The 20,381-nt window shown below is 41.8% G+C and carries 14 protein-coding genes and 1 other RNA gene; 6 read left to right on the top strand and 9 right to left on the bottom strand.

Going from position 1 to position 20,381, the window contains the following annotated elements; genetic code table 11:
* Position 1: 1 nt before the first annotated feature.
* The 4 genes from tamB to DQN58_RS00830 form a co-directional block, all read right to left on the bottom strand.
* A complete protein-coding gene (tamB, locus tag DQN58_RS00845) occupies positions 2–3,877 on the bottom strand; it encodes an autotransporter assembly complex protein TamB (protein ID WP_006719404.1) in 3,876 nt (1,291 codons plus the stop codon).
* A 21-nt stretch (positions 3,878–3,898) separates the two neighbouring features.
* A complete protein-coding gene (tamA, locus tag DQN58_RS00840; RefSeq protein ID WP_006719403.1) occupies positions 3,899–5,656 on the bottom strand; it encodes an autotransporter assembly complex protein TamA in 1,758 nt (585 codons plus the stop codon).
* Positions 5,657–5,830: 174 nt separating this feature from the next.
* Entirely contained in the window at positions 5,831–6,460 is a 630-nt protein-coding gene (gene narL / locus DQN58_RS00835) for a two-component system response regulator NarL (RefSeq protein ID WP_006719400.1), read from the bottom strand.
* 8 nt (positions 6,461–6,468) lie between these two features.
* A complete protein-coding gene (locus DQN58_RS00830; protein ID WP_032997990.1) occupies positions 6,469–8,970 on the bottom strand; it encodes a class I adenylate cyclase in 2,502 nt (833 codons plus the stop codon).
* Between the two features lie 153 nt (positions 8,971–9,123).
* Here DQN58_RS00830 and hemC point away from each other — a divergent pair, with 153 nt between their 5' ends.
* From hemC to DQN58_RS00810, 4 genes are read left to right on the top strand one after another with little or no spacing between them, the layout of a single operon-like run.
* On the top strand, positions 9,124–10,050 hold the full coding sequence (gene hemC / locus DQN58_RS00825) for a hydroxymethylbilane synthase (RefSeq protein WP_032997989.1): 927 nt from the start codon (positions 9,124–9,126) through the stop codon (positions 10,048–10,050).
* Positions 10,051–10,059: 9 nt separating this feature from the next.
* Positions 10,060–10,806 (top strand): uroporphyrinogen-III synthase, encoded by a 747-nt coding sequence (locus tag DQN58_RS00820; RefSeq protein WP_006719394.1) that lies wholly within the window; start codon positions 10,060–10,062, stop codon positions 10,804–10,806.
* Between the two features lie 29 nt (positions 10,807–10,835).
* Positions 10,836–12,263 (top strand): uroporphyrinogen-III C-methyltransferase, encoded by a 1,428-nt coding sequence (locus DQN58_RS00815; protein WP_006719392.1) that lies wholly within the window; start codon positions 10,836–10,838, stop codon positions 12,261–12,263.
* Positions 12,264–12,275: 12 nt separating this feature from the next.
* Positions 12,276–13,550 carry a heme biosynthesis protein HemY gene (locus DQN58_RS00810; RefSeq protein WP_006719390.1) on the top strand — a complete coding sequence of 425 codons (1,275 nt, stop codon included), beginning with the start codon at positions 12,276–12,278 and terminating at the stop codon, positions 13,548–13,550.
* A 57-nt stretch (positions 13,551–13,607) separates the two neighbouring features.
* Here the strand turns inward: DQN58_RS00810 and DQN58_RS00805 are convergent, their stop codons facing one another.
* Complete coding sequence (locus DQN58_RS00805; protein WP_006719388.1) at positions 13,608–14,336, bottom strand: 7-cyano-7-deazaguanine/7-aminomethyl-7-deazaguanine transporter; 729 nt, start codon at positions 14,334–14,336, stop codon at positions 13,608–13,610.
* 257 nt (positions 14,337–14,593) lie between these two features.
* Here DQN58_RS00805 and DQN58_RS00800 point away from each other — a divergent pair, with 257 nt between their 5' ends.
* Complete coding sequence (locus DQN58_RS00800; protein ID WP_006719387.1) at positions 14,594–16,819, top strand: FepA family TonB-dependent siderophore receptor; 2,226 nt, start codon at positions 14,594–14,596, stop codon at positions 16,817–16,819.
* 73 nt (positions 16,820–16,892) lie between these two features.
* Here the strand turns inward: DQN58_RS00800 and pgeF are convergent, their stop codons facing one another.
* Both pgeF and rluD read right to left on the bottom strand, forming a co-directional pair.
* On the bottom strand, positions 16,893–17,630 hold the full coding sequence (pgeF, locus tag DQN58_RS00795) for a peptidoglycan editing factor PgeF (protein ID WP_032997988.1): 738 nt from the start codon (positions 17,628–17,630) through the stop codon (positions 16,893–16,895).
* A 1-nt stretch (position 17,631) separates the two neighbouring features.
* Positions 17,632–18,606, bottom strand: a complete 975-nt coding sequence (rluD, locus tag DQN58_RS00790) for a 23S rRNA pseudouridine(1911/1915/1917) synthase RluD (protein ID WP_006719382.1) — start codon at positions 18,604–18,606, stop codon at positions 17,632–17,634.
* 106 nt (positions 18,607–18,712) lie between these two features.
* Between rluD and DQN58_RS00785 the strand changes: the two genes are divergently transcribed.
* Positions 18,713–19,498 (top strand): outer membrane protein assembly factor BamD, encoded by a 786-nt coding sequence (locus DQN58_RS00785; RefSeq protein WP_006719379.1) that lies wholly within the window; start codon positions 18,713–18,715, stop codon positions 19,496–19,498.
* Between the two features lie 35 nt (positions 19,499–19,533).
* Here the strand turns inward: DQN58_RS00785 and DQN58_RS00780 are convergent, their stop codons facing one another.
* Both DQN58_RS00780 and ssrS read right to left on the bottom strand, forming a co-directional pair.
* Positions 19,534–20,109: a 5-formyltetrahydrofolate cyclo-ligase gene (locus tag DQN58_RS00780; protein ID WP_006719378.1), complete on the bottom strand. Its 576-nt coding sequence runs from the start codon at positions 20,107–20,109 to the stop codon at positions 19,534–19,536.
* A gap of 12 nt (positions 20,110–20,121) precedes the next feature.
* A non-coding RNA gene (gene ssrS / locus DQN58_RS00775) (6S RNA) lies at positions 20,122–20,305 on the bottom strand.
* Positions 20,306–20,381: the final 76 nt, after the last annotated feature.

The following is a 20,381-nucleotide window of genomic DNA, read 5'->3' as shown; positions in this document are numbered from 1 at the left end:
ATTAAAATTCAAACTGGTAGAGTAAATCAAAGGCTTGATTAACGCCTGACACCGATTGTACATAAAGTTGTGGTAACAAGCGATAACGCAAGGTCACTTCAGCTAAGCCATCGAACAAACCCACACCGTATTTGACTTGTAAACGTGGTGTGATATTGCCGCTCACTACCACTTTAGAACTGTCACCGACGCCTTGTGTGCCGAGATTCAGATCTTTAATTCCGAAGGCTTTTCCAATGCCGCCTACAACATTCCCGGTTTTAGCTAACCCCATGCCTAATAGGGCCGCACCCACAGAGCCACTTGAAGATGCATCGCCACTGTTTTCTAAAGAACGTCCGGTGAGAATGTAGGCTAAAGCCTGATCCTGTGGCATGCCGGGCTCGGAGAAAACAGTCATGCTTGGTGAGCCGGCTAACCCAGTGACTTTCACGCCGGCAGTGACGCTATTGTCCTCCATCGCTTCTGGGTTGCGAATGGCTTCAATATTTAAGAATGGTTGGGAAGGTTGGCCCACAAAACTGATTAAGCCTTTGCGAATAATCAAATCTTGCCCAAAGGAGGCGTAACGCCCATTTTTAAGATTAACTTCGCCGTATAAACCCAGGTTCCCCTTTTCTTGTCTTACGCTAAGTAAACCATGTAAATAGGTTTTGAGCCCATAAGCCTTTAAGCTGACATCATCCCCAATATGAATTTTCAGATCAGATTTTACCGCTATGCCGCTTCGTGTTTCTGCCGGAATATTTTTTGGCAATGTTCTTTTTGTCTTACCGTCTAAAATGACTTCGTCAGTACTGACTTCAATGGCGCTCTCCGGCAAGCTTTCAATGGCGATTCGCGCTTTGGGGATCTCAATATTTCCCGATAATTCTAAGAGTTTTGGCGAGGCAGTGATTTCAACATTCGGACTGATGGTCAATTTTGCCATTGATGGGATATCCACTTTAAATTTCTCTGCTTGCGCGTTCAAGCGGGTGCGCCACTCATTGATATTCTTCCAATGGGCTTCACCGCTGAGATTTAAGCGACTGTCATCTGTTTGTACAAACCCTTTTAGCGTGGAGTTGGTACCGGCAAAATGTAACGCCAATTCGCTATTTTTAATATCGAAAGGTAATGCCCGAATTTTTGCGTTTAGTTGTTTAAGTAGAATATCGCCGTTCAGTGTTGGTGCGCTTAGGTTTCCACCTAATGTGAGATTGGCTTTGAGTTCTCCACTGACTTTTTCATCATTGGCTAAAAGTTGGTTAACAATCGCGGGATTGAGGTGCGGAATTGTAAAAGTTCCACTGAGTTTACGGGTGTTAGCAATGTCCTGTAATTTTAAATCAGCATTGATTTTGCCTTGTTCCTGAACATGAATCTCTGTTTTTAAGGCAAGATCGTTATTTGCTAAGTTGGCATTTAGCACGACTTTTGGCATGTCTAATTTAAAAGTCCGGTAATCTAATTTTTTTGCCAAAGATAAGGCATTGCCGTTGATTTGTATCTCAGCTGATAGTGGTGCCTGTGTTGACCAGGCTACTTTTCCTTTGCTATTCAGCTTGCCTTTCAAAAGATCCTCTTCAAGTATTTTATTGATAAATGCTAAATCAAAGCGTTTGATTTCAAAAGGTATTTCACCATTAGTGCCGACATTAAAGGTTTGCGGAAAACAAAGATCTATGTTGCTGTGCATCCAGCAATGGGCGGCAATGGTGCTTTGGGTGCTTTTATTGTCGTATGTGACAGACACGCTTTTGTTTGTTTGGATGTGGCCAAACTCCGTTTTTAGCATAAGTTGGCTAATCGTGCCTTGCCATTGTTGTAAAGTGCGGTCGAAATTTCCGATGATATTCATGTTGGCAGCAATGGGGTACCCCTCTGAAATCAACTGCAAACTGTGTTTTTGTTCATCTCCAGAAGCAGAGAGCTGGAGGCTATTCACCTTGATGTCATTGTAATGAAATCCATTGAGCTGGGCATTAAGCTGACCTTGGATTTGTTGTTCCGTATTCAGCTGCCCCTTAATGCCGGCTTGGGTAAGTCCTATGTCGCGGAAATGAAACTGTTTTGCGGTTAAATCCATAACAAGATTTGGGTGCATAATGTTGCCGGTTACTGCGCCCTTGCCATTAACTGAGGCGGATAAACCGATCAATAAACCGCTTAAATTCGGCGCATTAATATCAAGAGTAAAATCGGAGACGGAACCAAGGTTGCCTTGAGCGTTGATCTTGTTGTCGCCGTAAGTGAAGGTGAGCTGCGGTACATTAAGTAATGGTTGTTCTGCCATATGTAAATTGCCGGTTAGGCTCAATGGGCGTTGCGACAGTGAGCCTTGCAGATCTATATCTGAAACCGAAATTTGTTGCTTGTCTTGAGTGATTTTTCCTTGTGAATTTAAGCTGCCGGAAATGATTGCCGGAAAATCAGATAAGTAGGCACCAAGCGCCATCTTTGCCAATGCTAAATGCCAGTTCCATTCCACACCATCACGCCAATTGAGGTTGCCTGTTAAATCTGCTGTTCCATTTGATGTATTGAGTTTAAGTTGATGGATTTCTATGCCGGATAAATGTGAGACGGCTTGTAATGCTAAATTACTGTTTGGTATTCCCATACCACTGACCGCACTTTTAAGTTGTATTTGTGCGGTAGCTAAGTTGCCGTCTAGGGTGAAATTGAAATCCTGGATTTTTAACGGATCTTTGTTATTAAAAGGGTATTGTGCTTGAGGCACAGTCAAGTTCACTTGAAGTGGAAGGTTGGGTTCAGCAGCTTGAATTTGAGCATTTAGTTGTGATTCCAACGCGCCTTGGGTTTGCCAAGAAAGTGCGGTCTGTTTTTTTAATGCGCCTGAAAGATGGATTTCCGCTTGGCTTGCAGGCAAAACGAGGTCGTTATTTTGGCGTATGTCATTAATTTTAGCGAAGGCATCAAATTGCAATGGGAAATCTTGTTGAAAAGCCACTTGCCCATTCGCTTGTAACTGACCAAGTGAGCTTTGCACATCAAATTTAGCTAGTTCGATAATATCATCAGTTGCGTGTGCTTGAAGCTCAGCGGAAGAAACGAGGATATCTTGCTCGACAGTATTTTTCCCACTGAGACTTTGATATCGCCAGTTTTTGCCTTGCACGCCTTGAATGTGTATTGCAAAAGGCAGTTCAATTTGCTGCAATTCACTAAACAGCGGTTTACGGAGAGACTGTTCCAACTCTTCCCATTGAATTGGTGTGGAAGTTTCAGTCTTTTTAGGTGTATCGGTGTTTTTTGTGGTTGAGGTTAAATCGTGAATAAAACTGAAATTCTCAATTTGTGTCGGCGCTAATGTTAATCCATTGGCGTTATTTAAACTTGCTGCTGTATGGAATGTACCTAAAGTGATTTTATTTTTATCAAGAGATAATGAGAAATCGTTAACAGCTAACCGATTGATTTTAACTGAGATAGGTAAGAACACATGTTTCATCTTCCCGTTGCTGTTCTTTTTAGGTTCAGAGGCTGGCAGCAAGGAGGTGTCAATCAGAATGGATGGTTGTGTCAGGGTGATATCATCAATGCACACGTCTAAATGCCATAAACAGCTTAATTGTAGCTGCAGATGCGCTTCCTCAATATGGGCATCCACACCTTCTGTTTGAAAGCGCAGATGTTTTAATGTTAACCCTTCCTTTAAGTTGCCTTGTGCTTGTTCAATGGAAAGAGTATCGAGCCCTGCATCTGCCCACTGGAGGAGTTTGTGCTGACCACTTTCTGTTGAAAGGAGGGCGAAGAGGGCCAAAATAGGTAAAAAAATGACCGCACTTACAAGGCATAAAATCCACCGCCAAAGGCGTTTTGGCGATTTTGCTTTTGTTGTTTGAGCCGTTTTTTCTGTCTGTTCTGTCATGAAGTAATCCGTTTTATGTTGCTATATTTCACTACCCAGCCCGATATAAAACTGAATGTTTTTACTCTTGTCTTTGTCTTTTATCGGGGTGGCAACATCAAATTTAATGGCGCCTACCGGTGATGCCCAGCGCAAGCCGAAACCGGCACCATAGCGTAATTCATCAGGTTTAAAGCTATTTGCCGCTAGACCTGTATCAGCAAAGGTGGCCAGCCACCAGTCGGGATAAGCCTGATATTGGTATTCAATCGTTCCTGTCGCTAAACGAGAACCACCGACTAATTTGCCATTTCGATCTTTTGGCGAGATTTTTTTATAACCATAACCACGTACGCTGCGATCGCCGCCGGCAAAGAAACGTAATGAGGGTGGAATTCGGTGAATATCTGCAGTGTTGAGTACGCCAATTTCTAGACGAGTAAGAAAACGGTGATTTTGCGCATAGGTTCTGACCCAAGCGGTGGACGCTTGAATTTTCCAGAAATTGACATCAGAAATCCCCAATTTACGTCCAAAATCGAAGGTAATACGTTGTGAATCACCCCAATCAGGAAAGGCACCACCGCGTAAACGGGTACGGGTTAACGAGGTTGTCGGATATAGTAATAGCGTTTTGTCGGCGATATCTGCTTGGGTAAAGGCGTCGTAGCGCAAGCGTAAACCTAAGGAATACTGCCATCCGGTAGGATGGTTCCAATAGCGTAGTGCGGCAAGAGTCGATGAGGTTGTTTTGGTATCGTTCTTATTTTCACGTTCAAAACCGCCGGAATATTCATAGTAATAATTCAGCGGATTTTTCAGTAGGGGCATTTTATAGGTCAGTTCGAGCGTTTGCTTCGGTGAGGAAAAATAGAGATTACTTCTGACACTATGCCCGCGATCATTGATCCAAGGTTTCGTCCAACTCCATTGAAAACGAGGCCCAACATCAGTGGAATAACCTAGTCCGACGTTCATAATATTTTTTTTGCGTGGATAGAGCAGCACATCCACATCCACTAATTTCTTTTTATCGTCTAAGTGCGGTTGCAATAGTACTGAGCTGAACCAGTTTGAGGAGGAATAATTGTTGGTTAAGGTAGAAAAATCACTCATTAAATAGGGTTCATTTGAGTGAATGTTGAGCATGTTGCGTAAATATTCTTCTCGAATTTGCGCGTGTAAGAAATGAATTTTCCCATAGTGGTAGCGTTTTTTGCTATCGAAGGTGAGATTCCACCAAGCTTCGTGTGTGGATTTCATCACTTCTAAACGGGATTGTTCAAATTCTGCATCAAAATAACCACGAAATAGCGCGAGTTGTTGCAGTTGGTTTTTATAATCTTCGTAAGTTTCGTGATTGAGTATGGTGCCGGTTTTAGGAACCTGTTTTTCCAGTTGAATGAATTCCGGATCTTGTTTGGCCTCCCCTTTAATCACGATGTCTGTGGTAGAGATTTTTACCGGTTCGCCTACGGTAATGTGAGCGATTAATAGCGGCTTGTTCTTGGCTCGCGGTTTTAATTCAAATTGAATCTGGTGATCATAATAGCCTAAAGCACGCAGACCTTTATCAACGGCTTTGCTGACAATATCTTGATAACGTTCGGAGCCGTCAGCCTCTTCTTTATCGATGGCATTGAGGTGAATCTGGATATTGTTTTTCAAAGCGTCGTTTTTTACCCCATCAATTTGTAAATCAACGAGATGTTCGGCGTAGGCAGAGGAATGCCAAAATAAGCACGAAAATACAAGTGCATAGAAACGTTGACTTGCTTTTTTATTGAACAATTGCTTCATATAACTCCCACATTAAACCTTGGTAGTTTACTCGTTAGGTTTTTTCCCTGCAATGCTTCGCCTATACAAAGTGCGGTGGATTTTTTCGATATTTTTAAGAAAAGGGAACGAGTAAATTGATAATAAAAAAATAGCCGACAGCATTGTCGGCTATTTCTTATGAAATTATACGGTTTAGCCGTTTTTATGCTCAAAATAAAGCACTGTGGCGGCAACGCGTGAGTGAACGTTAAGTTTACGTAGCAAATTACGAATGTGTACTTTGACGGTTTCTTCCGAAATAAATAATTGGCCGGCAATTTGTTTATTGGAAAGACCGGTTGCCACTAAACGCAATACGTCAATTTCACGATCGGTAAGAGAGTCAATAGGGCTTTGCGAAGATTGACGCTCTAATAAGAGATTTTTAATGGAATCACTGAGGATAACTTCACCTTGAGCGATGCGTTTTAGTTGAGAAAGCAATGTGTCTGGTTCGGTATCTTTTAATAAATACCCGTCCGCACCGGCATCAATTAAGGTAAAAATGTCGTTTTTAGCATCAGACACGGTCAAAATGACAATGCGAGCATCAACGTCTTCTGCTCTCAATGCTTTAAGCGTATCTAAACCGGAGAGTCCTTTCATATTCAGATCTAAAATAATGAGATCCGGTGAGGTTTGTAGCGCTAAATTAATCCCTTCAGAACCATTGCCTGCACCGCCAACAACCTCGAAACCTTCTTCTAATTCAACAAGTTGTTGTATGCCACGGCGCATTAACGGATGGTCGTCAATAATTAAAACTTTTAATTTGTCATTCATGTTACACCTCAAGACAAAGCCAAACGGCTATGGAAAGGAACAATCGTTATTCCTTCTTCTGTCATTAATAATTGGTAGAATTGTGGATAATTAAAATCGCGTTGTACGATTTTATACGGATTCTCATTTTCATCCAAGCCTGAGAGTTGATAAATTCTATTTATCTCATGAATTTTTTTCTCTTTTGTACCATCACAGTTGCGGTAAACCTCAAGGCGATTAAGTTCATCTAAAATATAAACGTTAAAACTGCCGTTCGGATTATCTTCAAAGAAGAATTGCAGGAAACCTTCCGTTGCAAATCGATCGATTTCTCGTGGATACTTTTGGTGCTTTGTTGGCACCGGATCCGTCGCTGCAGCTTTTTTATTAAGTGCGGTGTCAAATTGATGTGTTTTTGTGACTCGTCCGTGATGAATTTCTTGCAAACTAATACCGCGTTCTTCAAAGAAAAATTGCCAGTTTTTTCCCGCTACTCGCAATAAATTGTTTTTCGGCGGTTCGGTGACCCCGAGTTGGATGCTGATACATTTATTAATGAGTGTCGTGACGATGCGGCGTAAGGCATGTCGATAGTAGCGGCTATAACAAAAAACTTGTACGAATTTCGGTGATGGCGCACCACGATAAATTTTGTTGGAAAGCACTTTTAACGCCAATAAAATCGCATTCGCTCCTTCAAAATGTAGCGTTCTGACCTCATTCCATACATTACGGTAGGTTAAGTCAATGCTGCCGACCAAGCTTTCTTCATTCGGACCAAAGCTAAACAAATCACTGGCTTGGATGGTGGGCTTGATATCCTTCAACTGTTGCGTCGGATCTTGAGTTAAATTGATAATGACGGCAAGACTACGGATTTCGCAAGGATGGCTGAGATCGGCGTTGCTTGCAAAAGTCGTTTCAATTGGGAATGTTAAACGAAGATCGGTGACAAATTGGCGCAACGTTTTTAATTCGACGTTATCGCTGGAAATGAACAGTTGCGTATTGGCGGTTAATAAACGATTGAAATAGGCCCAAGCCACAAGCTTATTCAAGCTTTCGTTGTATTCGATATAACGAGGATGACAACAACCTTCTACATCTGGTGTTTGATTGATGACATACCAACCGTCTTTAAAATGTCGATTATGTTTGACTTCAATAAACGTCAATGCCGGCTCTGATAAATCCACAGCCAGTTGTGGGTTGAGCAAGGTCACTTTACCCGGCAATTCTTCAAAAGCAGCGTATAGTTTACGTGTCAGCACACTCATGTCTTGTGGCATGATGCTGGCATTCACTTGGTGTTTACGTGCAAAATGGACTAAGTTGCGATAGCTCAACATGAGGAATTTAATCAAACTATTATGTATTTTCATGGTTTGTTTGATTTTCCAATGTCGGCGATTATTGAGGCACTCTAATTGACCGCATTTCCATCCCCATTGTTGAGCCAGTTTGAACAGTTCATCCAAACGCCAGTTCGTTTCCCCGGGGGCCACTTCGTTTTCGTGTACTTTGATATAAAAACAGCAACGCACAAAGTCCAACCGTTTGAATTCTTTTTGACGCGTTAAATAATCGGTTACCCGCTGCAACATGGCTAAATAAGCATCAAATTGGTGTTCAACGTTCAGATCACCACTTAGTAAAGCTTGCTTAAATTCGCGAGAAATCAAGAAGGTGTTTGGGTAATCCCAAGAATAAGCTTCGAGTAATAAAATTTTGAGCAGCGATTTATACGGATAATCAATGCCTTTATAAAGCTGCCACAAGCTTGCGCCAAAATATTCGTTTGCTGAGAACGAGCCTAATCCCCCAAAATCGACCCAATCGTTTAAATCCAGTTGTCCTTCTTGAGTTAAACGCTCAATTTCCGCTTCATAATTTTCTTCACGTTCAACCAATAAATGTAGCCACAACAAAGGTTTGCCGGCAAGGCGTATGGCGGAACGATAAAACTCATCTAGCAATAACATATATTGTGTTGAACCACAATTTTCACCGTCCATCAGTTCGGTATAACGGAAACAACGGAAACGCTTTTGATCCATTAAATAGAAGTTAATTTCTACTTGAAAGCGTTTTGCACATTGTTGAATCACATTGGTTTTTTGTTGTAACAGCTCGAGCGCGCTTTGGCTTAGATCTTCCCGATGACAAATCCAGATATCCAAATCAGAAGATGGTGTTTGGGCGATGGAAGCAATACTGCCCATCACATATACGCCTAGAATTGCTTCTTGCTCAAAAGTGCGGTGGTTTTTTTGAATGTTTTTTCTTTGTTCTTCAGAAAGTGTTCTAGCAAGGTAATCTTGTTGAAAACCACTGAGAGAAAAGCGTGCAATCCCGGTTGGCGCGTTCGCAACATAGCCAGGAAGATCCGGATGGTTAAAATGAAGTAATAAAGGAATGAGTTTAAAGACAAGTTGAAAGGATTCAGTCGTGTCGGATAAAGCGCGATCAATGCGTAATTTATCTAGAAAGTCCACGCGTTTTTTGGCTTCATTGAGATCAAACTTCAATTCGTATCCTAACTTTTTTACAACAGTCATACTTGGCTGGTGGGTACTCTATCACCAGTACTTCAGGAAAGCAAAAAAATTAAATGGAAACTGACAATACGGGCTAACAATGGTAGGATAAAGCACATAAGATCACTTTCATATCTCGTTATTATGTTTAAAAAAACTTTAAAAATTGCCACTCGTCAAAGCCCATTAGCATTGTGGCAGGCAAACTTTGTGAAAGCGCGTTTACAGCAGTTGTATCCCGATTTATCTATCGAGTTAGTGACGATGGTCACTAAAGGCGATGTGATTTTAGATTCTCCGTTGGCGAAAATCGGCGGTAAAGGTTTGTTTGTGAAAGAATTGGAAAATGCATTGTTGAATAATGAAGCGGACATCGCTGTGCATTCTATGAAAGACGTGCCGATGCAATTTCCTGAGGGGCTAGGTTTATCCGTCATTTGTAAGCGTGAAGATCCGCGTGATGCATTCGTTTCAAATACTTACCGCACTTTAGCCGAGTTGCCTCCGGGAGCCATCGTCGGTACATCCAGTTTGCGTCGTCAGTGTCAGCTAAAAGCCTTACGTCCGGATTTGGAAATTCGCTCTTTGCGAGGCAATGTGGGAACGCGTTTGAGCAAACTGGACAACGGTGATTTTGATGCGATTATTTTGGCTTCTGCCGGTTTAATCCGTTTGGGATTGGCAGATCGAATTACTTCTTTTATTGAGGTAGAACAGTCACTTCCTGCTGCCGGGCAAGGCGCCGTAGGGATTGAATGCCGTACGAATGACGAACAGGTAAAACAATTATTAGCACCGTTGGCTGATGTCGAAACGACTTATTGTGTGTTGGCGGAACGCGCCATGAATAATCGCTTACAAGGCGGTTGCCAAGTGCCTATTGGTGGTTATGCCGTGTTGCGTGAGAGCATGTTGAACTTGCGAGCCTTGGTGGGCAGTGTTGACGGTTCAACAATTATTCGTGCGGAAGGTCAAAGTGCGGTAGAAAATGCTGAAATTTTAGGTGTGCAAATTGCCGAGCAACTTTTGGCACAAGGTGCTGACAAGATTTTGCAAAATATTTACGCATAAGAGTTGAATATGGCTGTTTTGGTGACACGCCCTGATGAACGTGGGGAGCAACTGGTTGAGATGTTGGTGAAAGCCGGCATTGTTGCGTTGCATTTACCCCTATTTCAAATTACTCGTGGGGCGGAGCTGAATGAATTGCCTGCAAGATTAGCGAGGCTGAAACCTGGCGATTATGTCTTTGCTGTTTCTAAAAATGCGGTAGATTTTGCGGATAAAGCCATTAAAAATACCGGTTTCAAGTGGCGTGATGACTTATCCTATTTCGCCGTCGGTAAAAGTACGGCTCAGTATTTTGCTGCCATGACAGAAATGGCTGTTCACTATCCGACTACGCAAGAAAATAGTGAAGGATTATTGCAGATATCCATGATGCAAGATTTGTCTGAGAAAACGGTATTAATTTTGCGCGGCAATGGTGGTCGGGAATTTTTTGCCGAACAGGCACAACAACGTGGTGGCAGTATTGAAATTGTCGAATGCTATCGACGTGAACCTCTCGTTTACAATCAAGCGGAGCAAACCAGTTTGTGCAAACGAGCCGGCGTACAAACGATAGTCGTGACCAGTGCTGAAATACTCACCCAATTAGTGGATTTTGTTCCGCAAAGCGAACATAATTGGCTAAAAAGTTGTCACCTTATTACAATCAGTGAGCGTATTGCCCATTTGGCGCAAGCGTTAGGTTGGCAACAAGTGACGGTTTGTCCGTGTTCAGACAATAGAACGTTATTACAAACCTTATTACAATGTCGTTAAACCACATTTTTTCTTTATAGGTAAATTTTATGGCTAACAAGAAATCTCACCCGTCGAAACGGAATGCAGAAGTGGAACAGAAAATTGATATCAGTGAAGATCTTGATTTAGCGACACAAGATGAGGCATTAACTGAACAAATTGAGGCTCCAATAGAGGATAAAGTAAACACTATGCAACAAGAACACAATGAAAAGACGCTCTCTTCGGAACAGCAATCTGCTGTAGCGGAAACTGTTGCTAACGCTTCTACAACGAAAGAAACACCTGTAAAAGAAACGGTAGTTGTAAAAAAAGGCGGTTCTGCATTAGGTTTGTTAGCAATTTTAATTGCGCTAGGTTTGGGTGGCGCGGGCTATTATTTTGGTCAGTTACAGGTTGAGGAAATACAACAAAAATTGACCGCACTTTCAGGGAAAGTACAACAGTCAGTACCGGCAGTAATAGCTGAAGGGCAAAATTTTGAAGCTGAAAGAGCACAGCTTCAGCAACTTATTGTATTTTCTCAAGCCGCTAGTGAGCAAATAGGTGCGTTACATCAGGAAGTTGCCGTTAAAGAACAAAGCTTATCAGCGTTGAAACAAGAAGTGCAACGCTTGGCGAACCAAGCAAAAGCAGAGCAACCCAATGATTGGTTGCTTACCGAGGCAGACTTTCTACTCAATAATGCGTTACGTAAATTGGTGTTAGATAATGATGTGGACACCAGCATTGCGTTGTTAAAAGTAGCCGATGAAACTTTATCGAAAGTTGCGTTGCCAGAGGTGACTTCAGTGCGTAACGCCATTCACGCAGATTTGAAAAACTTATTATCGCTTAATAACGTAGACCAAAACGCCATCATGCAAGATTTATCCGAGCTTGCGAACAATGTTGACGAATTAACGGTGTTAAACGTGAATTTTGATGAAGATCCGAACAACGATAAATTGACGGATTCTTTGGATGATTGGAAAGAAAATGCAGAAAAAAGTGCGGTGAGTTTTTTAAATCATTTTATTCGTGTGACCCCAAAGAAAGCGAATGACAAAGCGTTGTTAGCGCCAAACCAAGATATTTATTTACGTGAGAATATTCGTTTACGTTTACAAATTGCAATTTTATCTGTGCCACGCCAACAAGACGATTTATACAAACAATCTTTGCAAACTGTAGCTTCTTGGATTCGGACGTATTTTGATACCAATACCGATGTGGCTCAAAACTTCTTGAAGAATTTGGATGAATTATCGGAACAATCAATTTACGTGGATGTGCCGACTCAGTTAAGTGGGTTAAATGCCTTAGATAAATTGTTGAATAAGCCAACACAAGAAGTGCAAAAAATCATGCTTTCTGTGGATAAAGAACTCGAGTCGCACGGTAATTCGGGAACTGAGCCAACAGGAAAAGAAAATGAGGCTGCCACCGCGCCGGCGAATGAAACCAAACCGGAAGTCAATCAAGGACAACAATAGGAGAAATAGATTATGTTACGAGTGCTATTTTTAATGTTGTTGTTACTGGCAAGTTTAATTGCCGGGCCGTATTTAGCGGGTAAGCAAGGCTATGTGCGAATTGAAACGGCAAGTCATATCGTCGAAATGTCCATTACTACTTTAGTGATCTTCTTCGTGCTCGCTTTAGCCTTGGTGTACAGCATTGAAGTCGTCATTAGCCGTTTTTTCCGTTTAAGCAACAACACATACAGCTGGTTTTCTCGTCGTAAACGCACGAAAGCGCAAAAGCAAACATTGGAAGGCTTAATGCGTATGGATGAAGGGGATTATTCTAAAGCGGAAAAATTAATTGGTAAAAATGCGAAGCATTCTGATGAGCCGGTGCTGAACTTCATTAAAGCAGCAGAAGCAGCACAACAGCGTGGTGATGAATTTAGTGCAAACCGTTATTTAATGGAAGCAACGGAAATTGCCGGTTCTGATAGCTTGGTTTTAGAAATTGCCCGTATCCGTATTTTATTACAACAAAATAAATTACCGGCAGCGCGTAGTTCAGTTGACAGCTTATTGTTGATGGCAGGGAAAAATAAGGAAGTACTTAAATTAGCCGTTGAGATTTATTTAAAATCAAAAGCTTACCAGGCGCTAGATAATATTTTAGACCAAATCGAAAAATCCGGCTTGTATGCCTCACAGGAATTTGTTGCATTACAAACCCAAGTGGAAGATGGATTGCTTGATGAGAAAATGAATGAAGAAGGCGTCGATGGTTTGTTAGATTGGTGGGATGAACAATCTCGTAAACGCCGCAATGATGCCCGTGTGAAACTGGCGTTAATTACGCGTTTGATTGATGCCAATGATCATGAGTCCGCTTATGAATTCATGTTGGAGTTAGTGAAAAAATTAGATAGTGACAATAGCCCGTTAACGCAAGAATTGTTTAAACAAATCAGCCGTTTGCAACCTGAAGATAATAGCAAGTTGGTGAAATTTATCAGCAAGTGGTTAAAAGGCGCAAACACATCGGTGCAATGTTGTGCGCATCGTGCACTCGGTTATTTATATGTGCGTAACAATGATTTTGCTAAAGCCAATGAGGTGTTTAAAGCGTTAATCGCCAATAAAGAGAAATTGGAGCCGGCGGACATTACAATGGCATCTTATGTCTTTGAGCAAGTTGGTGATAAGGTGGCAGCACAACAATTACGTGAAGACGGTTTGAAGTCTGTGATGGCGGTTGAAAATCTCAACTTATCGGAAGAAACATCAGAAAATCCGACCGCACTTTTAGCGCAAAAATAATCTCTTCAAAAAACAAAATGCCCTGATGATTCAGGGCATTTTTTTATTCTTTCTTTTTTAAGAATTTTGGGGTAATTCCATGTCATTTTCGAGCACTGCAGTCAGTTGCTGAATCTTACGCAGAATCATATTTAAGAATACACCGTAAGCAGGGACGAATAACAGTAACCCGATGAATAATTTAAATAAATAATCGACGAAGCCGATTTCCATCCAGTGTTCCGCCATAAACGGATCGCTGCTTGCATAGAAGGCAATCGCGAAGAACAAATAAGTGTCTGCCATAGAACCAAATACCATGGAGCTGGTTGGCGCTATCCACCAAGTTTTGAGTTGGCGTAAGCGATTGAATACCAAAACATCTAATAATTGTCCGAAAACATAGGCGAAGAAACTCGCGACTGCAATGCGGAACACAAACATATTAAATTCGGTTAATGCTTGTAGACCTTGATATTGGGTATCTGAAAAGAGGGTTGAGACCACATAGCTGATAATTAATGCCGGAATCATTACCACGAAAATGATCCAACGTGCTTCTTTCGCACCGAAGATACGCACGGTTAAATCCGTCGCCAAGAAAATAAATGGGAAGGTAATTGCGCCCCAGGTGCTGTGGAACATAAAGTCTTCTTGTGCGCCGAAGAATGTCAGTGGCACATGAATTTCAAAAGGAAGCTGCACTAAATAGTTACTGACAGCAATGATAAAAATGTGGAAGAAACTGAGCAAAACTAATGCTCGACGTTTTTGGCGATCGCTAAAAATCGAAAATGCGTGTGTCATTTGAATACCTTTTTAGTTTAAATTGGGGTTAGGGAACCCAGAACATATTGTGAGCCTGCAAAAATGCAGGGCGCAAATAATACTGCATCAAAAAAATAATTCAACCAGAATTAAGTATTGAAACATAATCACAATATGAAAATACCAACCAAACAGAATATTTTATAAATAGAATTAATTCGTATTTGCAACAATGGGTGTTATTTCGTTAGAATAAGCGCCTTATATATTACATACTTTTTCTTTAGGAGCATTTTATGCAAAAACAATCTATTTTCATGTTGAGTTTGCTCAGTACTGCATTATTTGTAAATAATGCAAACGCTGCGGTGGCTACACAACAGTTGGATGAAATTCGTGTTACAGCGGAAAGTCAAGTAAAACAGTCGCTTGGTGTTTCAATAGTGAGTGAAAAAGATTTAGCAAAACGCCCCGTCACCAATGATATTTCTGAGGTGTTACGAACAATGCCAGGGGTAAACTTAACTGGCAACTCAGCTACAGGGCAACGTGGAAATAAACGCCAAATTGATATTCGTGGAATGGGACCTGAAAATACGCTGATTTTAGTCGATGGAAAACCTGTGACTTCACGTAATGCGGAGCGTTATGGGGTGAGAGGAGAGCGAAATTCTCGCGGTGATAGTAACTGGATACCGATAGAGGCCATTGAATCTGTTGAGGTGTTGCGTGGTCCGGCAGCTGCACGTTATGGTTCGGGAGCAATGGGTGGTGTAGTAAATATTATTACCAAACCTGTCACCAATGATTTGCATGGGAGCGTAAGCTATTATACGAATCAACCGGAAGATAGAAAAGAAGGTGCGACGAATCGTGTAGGTTTCAATTTAAGCGGTGCACTAATTAAAGACATATTGCAATTCCGCCTATATGGTAACTGGAATAAGACTCAAGCGGACGATGTGGGCATTAATGGCGATCCGGCTATTGCAGGTCGTGAAGGTGTACGTAACAAAGATATTAACGGTCGTTTAGTTTGGAATATCAATGAGAAAAATAAATTAACCTTGGATTCTGGTTTCAGTCGCCAAGGCAATATTTACAACGGTGATACACAAAATAGCTCAGCAGGGCTTTACAATAATAAAAACTATCCTGAAACTAAAACGTTGGCAGGAAGCAAAGCTGAAACCGCTCGTTTATATCGTCAGAACTATGCTTTAACTTATGAAGGCAAATTCGATCATTTCGACAATAAAACTTATATTACTTTTGATAAAACTAAAAATAGCCGTTTACCAGAATACTTAGCAGGAGGTCCAGAGGGCAGTTATTCTAGTACATCAGCTTTTAGCGATTCTATTCTTAAAAATACGCGTTTTAGTTCAGAATTCTATATTCCGTTTACTTTCGGCGTCGAGCATATGCTGACGGTTGGTTTTGAAGGAGCACACAGTAGCTTAGACGATGCTTCCTCTATGACACAATTGCTCGGGGGAAGACGTGACCGTTCCGGTAAGGTTATTTATGATCTTCCAGAAACCTTACCGAGCGGTGTACATAATGTTCGCGGTGGGCATTCTAGTCAAAGTGAATGGGCTTTCTTTATTGAAGACAATATCTCAGCTACTAAGTCAATGGTTTTAACGCCATCGCTACGTTACGATTACAATACTTATTCCGGTTCGAATATCAGTGGAGGATTAAACTTTTTACAAGGTTTAACTGAACACTGGAAAATAAAAGGTGGCATTGCTCGCGCTTATAAAGCACCGAACCTCTATCAAACCAATCCGAACTATCTTTTATTTACCCTAGGCCAAGGTTGTCCAACCTATGTACCGAATGGCAAAACCTGTTATTTCCAAGGAAACAGCGAGATTAAACCGGAAACTAGCTGGAACAAGGAAATTGGTATTGAATATGATAAAGATGGTCTATTAGCCTCCATTGCCTATTTCCGCAACGATTACCGTAACAAAATTGTATCTGATGGCAAGTTTGTTGGTCTTAGTACTCTTGGAAACTATGTGTATAAATGGGGCAATGCAAACCGTGCGGTAATTGAAGGTTTGGAAGGAAACCTAACCTTGCCATTAATTGAAGATAAATTATCTTGGGTTAATAATTTCACCTATATGCATAAAACCAAAAATAAAGATACCGGCAACCCGCTTTCTATCGTGCCAAAATATACATTGAATTCCAGTTTGAACTATCAAATTACAGAGGCGTTCGATACCATGTTGACCTATACGCAATACGGCAAGCAAACTTCTCGTAAGAATCCGGAGAATCGAATGGAAAGTGGTAAGTTAGCAAATTCTTCTGATATCGGTAGCTATGCAATTTGGGGCTTAAGTGCTGGTTACAACTGGAAAAATACCGTGAGTGTTCGAGTTGGTGTAAATAACTTATTTGATAAACGACTTTATCGCTCTTCAAGTAGTACCAATTATAACGCGCATACTTACAATGAGCCGGGTCGTGCTTATTATGCAACGTTGAAATATACGTTTTAATTTCTTTCCTTGATAAATAAAAGTGCGGTTAAAAATGACCGCACTTTTTTTATGAAAAAGATTAAAAATCAAATTATTCGTTAATCCATACTACCGACGCCATTCTTCCTGTGACATTCTCTCGGCGATAAGAAAAGAATTTGTCTGCTTCAAGATAAGTGCAGTGTTCGCCGCCGCTGATTTGGGTAATACCAAGGGCGTTGAGGCGTTGCGTAGCGATTTGGTAAAGGTTGCCGAGGAATTTGTCTTTCGCTTTCGGATCTGCGATAAAGGCGGATGTGGCTTGGGGATCTTGGGCAACAAATTGATCGATAACTTCTTGACCTACTTGGAAAGCCGTTGGGCCAATAGCCGGTCCGAACCACGCTAAGATGTCTTCATGCGGACAGTGAAATTTGGCGACAGTTTGCTCTAACACGCCGTCGCATAATCCGCGCCAACCGGCATGGGCAGCGGCCACTTCCGTGCCCTGTTTATTGGTAAATAACACGGGCAAACAATCGGCAGTCATCACTAAACACACTTGATTCGGTTGGCAGGTATAAACCGCATCGGCATTGAAATCTTCCCCGTCATAAGGCAGGGTTAATACGCGCGTGCTATGAGTTTGGTTTAAGAACAACGGCATTTGTGGTAAATGGAATTTTTCTACCAATAAAGTGCGGTTGATTTTCACGGCGTTTTTATCGTCCTCTACATGATCACCCAAATTAAAACTGTCATAAGGCGCAAGGCTCACACCGCCATGGCGAAGCGTGGTGAACGCCTTCACGTTTTGAGGGACTTTCCAGTTCGGTTTAATGGCTTGCATATTAATAATCCAATTCGTCTTTGTGGAGAACATAATCCGCTTTTAAAGCGGTCACTAATTCCACAAAATCGTCCGGCAATGGTGCGTACCATTCCATCATTTCGCCGCTAATCGGGTGTTGTAAACGTAACATCACAGCATGTAGTGCCTGACGCTTAAAATTGCGTAGTACCTCCATGAGTTCTTCGCTGGCATTTTTTGGGGGACGCGGACGACCACCATAGGTTTGATCGCCTAATAACGGGTGGGCGATATGTGCCATGTGCACACGGATTTGGTGGGTGCGGCCAGTTTCTAAACGCAAACGCAAGCGCGTGTAATCGCGGAAACGTTCCATAATGCGATAGTGGGTAACGGCGGGTTTCCCCATCGGATGCACGGCCATATGAGTACGTTTGGTTGGGTGGCGTGCCATAGGCTCATCCACTGTGCCGCCTTTGGTCATGATGCCGCAGGCAACGGCTTCATATTCGCGGGTGATTTTGCGTTTTTGCAAATCACGTACCAGTTGCGTTTGCGCGGGAATAGTTTTTGCGACGACCATTAAACCCGTGGTGTCTTTATCTAAACGGTGTACAATGCCCGCGCGCGGCACTTCGGCAATTTGTGGGTAATGGTAAAGTAGCGCATTGAGAACAGTACCTTTAGGATTGCCTGCACCGGGGTGGACTACAAGATCTTTGGGTTTGTTGATAACGAGAATGTCCTCGTCTTCATAAACGATATTTAACGGAATAGCTTCCGGCTCAAAGCGGGTTTCATCTTCAATTTCTACAGTAATCTCAATGTGTTCGTCACCGTAAACTTTGGTACGTGGCACATTTTGCACGACACCGTTGACCAACACCAAATCCTCCTCAATCCATGTTTTTAAGCGGGAGCGGGAATAGTCGGGGAACAATTCCGCTAAGGTTTGGTCTAAGCGCTGTCCCATTTGTTGCGGTTGCACGGTGGCCGAGAGAGTAATTTGTGCCATAAATAAAAAATCCGTTAATCAAGTTTGCTTATTTAGCAATGTTCTATACAATATCGGGCAATTGTAACTCATTTCTCATTTTTCGTAAAAATAAGGATTCTATTCAATGCGTAAACTTAAATCCTTTGCATTGCTTACCGCTATGGCGTTGGCGGTGACCGCATGTTCAAGCTCTAAACAAGATGTAGAACAAGCACCGGAACAAACCTTATACAGCACAGGACAAACCTATTTGCAGGACGGTGATTATTCTCAGGCAATCCGTTATTTAAATGCTGTGAGTAGTCGTTTTCCGGGGAGTTCTTATAGCGAACAAGTACAATTAAATTTGATTTATGCCTACTATAAAACGCAGGACTACTCCGAAACCTTAGTCACCATTGATCGTTTTATTCAACGTTTCCCAAACAGTAGTCATTTAGACTATGCTCTTTATATGGCGGGTTTAACTAATTCTGCATTGGGTGATAATTTCTTCCAAGATTTCTTTGGTGTGGATCGCGCAACCCGTGAAAATACATCCATTAAAACGGCCTTTGCCAACTTCCAAAATTTAGTGCAACATTTCCCTAATAGTCCTTATACGCCGGATGCCTTGGCGCGTATGACTTACATTAAAGCGAGTCTTGCTCGTCATGAGTTAGCGATTGCGAAGTTTTATTTTAAACGTGATGCTTATGTGGCAACAGCAAATCGTGTGGTTTCTATGTTGAAACTGTATCCGGATACGCAAGCGACTTTGGATGCATTACCGTTGATGAAAGCATCTTATGAAAAGATGAACTTGACTCACTTAGCAGATCAAACCGCAAAAATTATTGCAGCTAATGAAGGCAAGAAATTTGATGAGCCGGAAAAACCAAAAGAACCGGAATTGAAAGCGCCACAATAATCCATAAAAAAACCTCCGAATTTTCGGAGGTTTTTTTATCCCGCTAAAATTTGTTCTAACGGAATATCCCAGCTTTCGATTGGGAGTGCTTCTACTTGTTGGCATTGATGTGCTAAACCCACGGTGATGAAACGGCGTTGTGAGTTTTGTAACGTACGATCGTAAAATCCTCCCCCCATGCCTAGACGGTTTCCCCGCTTATCAAAGGCGACCAACGGCGTGAAGATCACATCTAATTGCTCAAGTGGAATTACATTTTGTACATTTAAGTGCGGTTCAAAAATCCTGAATTTATTGGCTTTCATCGGCGTATCAGGCAAGTAGCGCAGAAATAATAAATGACCACGAACAAAAGGATGCAGTACCGGCAAATAAATATGTTTTCCTTGTTGCCAAAGTTCGTTAATAAGCGGTTTTGTTGAAATTTCACCGTCGAAGGCAAGATAGAGCGCAATGTTCCTCGCCTGCTGTTGTTCGATAAGTTTTAGCGCCTGTTCAGTAATATGTTGCGCAGCTTGTTGCTGTTGAAGTGCGGTCAGTTTTTGCCGAGTTTCTCGCATTTGCTGACGAAGTTGTTGGCGAAGAGAGGCGGTTGAGGAAAATAAACGCATAGTTGTTGTTTGAGAGGACCCGAGGTGCCGTTGTGGATGGTCGGTCCTTGAACCCGACGGTTCAAGGGAATTAGTTGAAATCATTTTTAGGCTTCTTAGCGGAGCTAAGCCTGCACACCAATGACAGGAAACCAATTCATAAGATTAAAAGTATCGGCTCAGGGACGTAATCCACTGGCGAACACCTCAGGAATTTCTTTTATTCAATACTACTCGAAATTAGGTTTAATGACTAGCACTAATTCTTTTTCTCAGATGACATTTTGTTATCT

Source organism: Aggregatibacter segnis ATCC 33393 (assembly GCF_900476035.1).
Lineage (GTDB): Bacteria > Pseudomonadota > Gammaproteobacteria > Enterobacterales > Pasteurellaceae > Aggregatibacter > Aggregatibacter segnis.
This window is presented reverse-complemented; position numbering and strand designations above follow the sequence as displayed.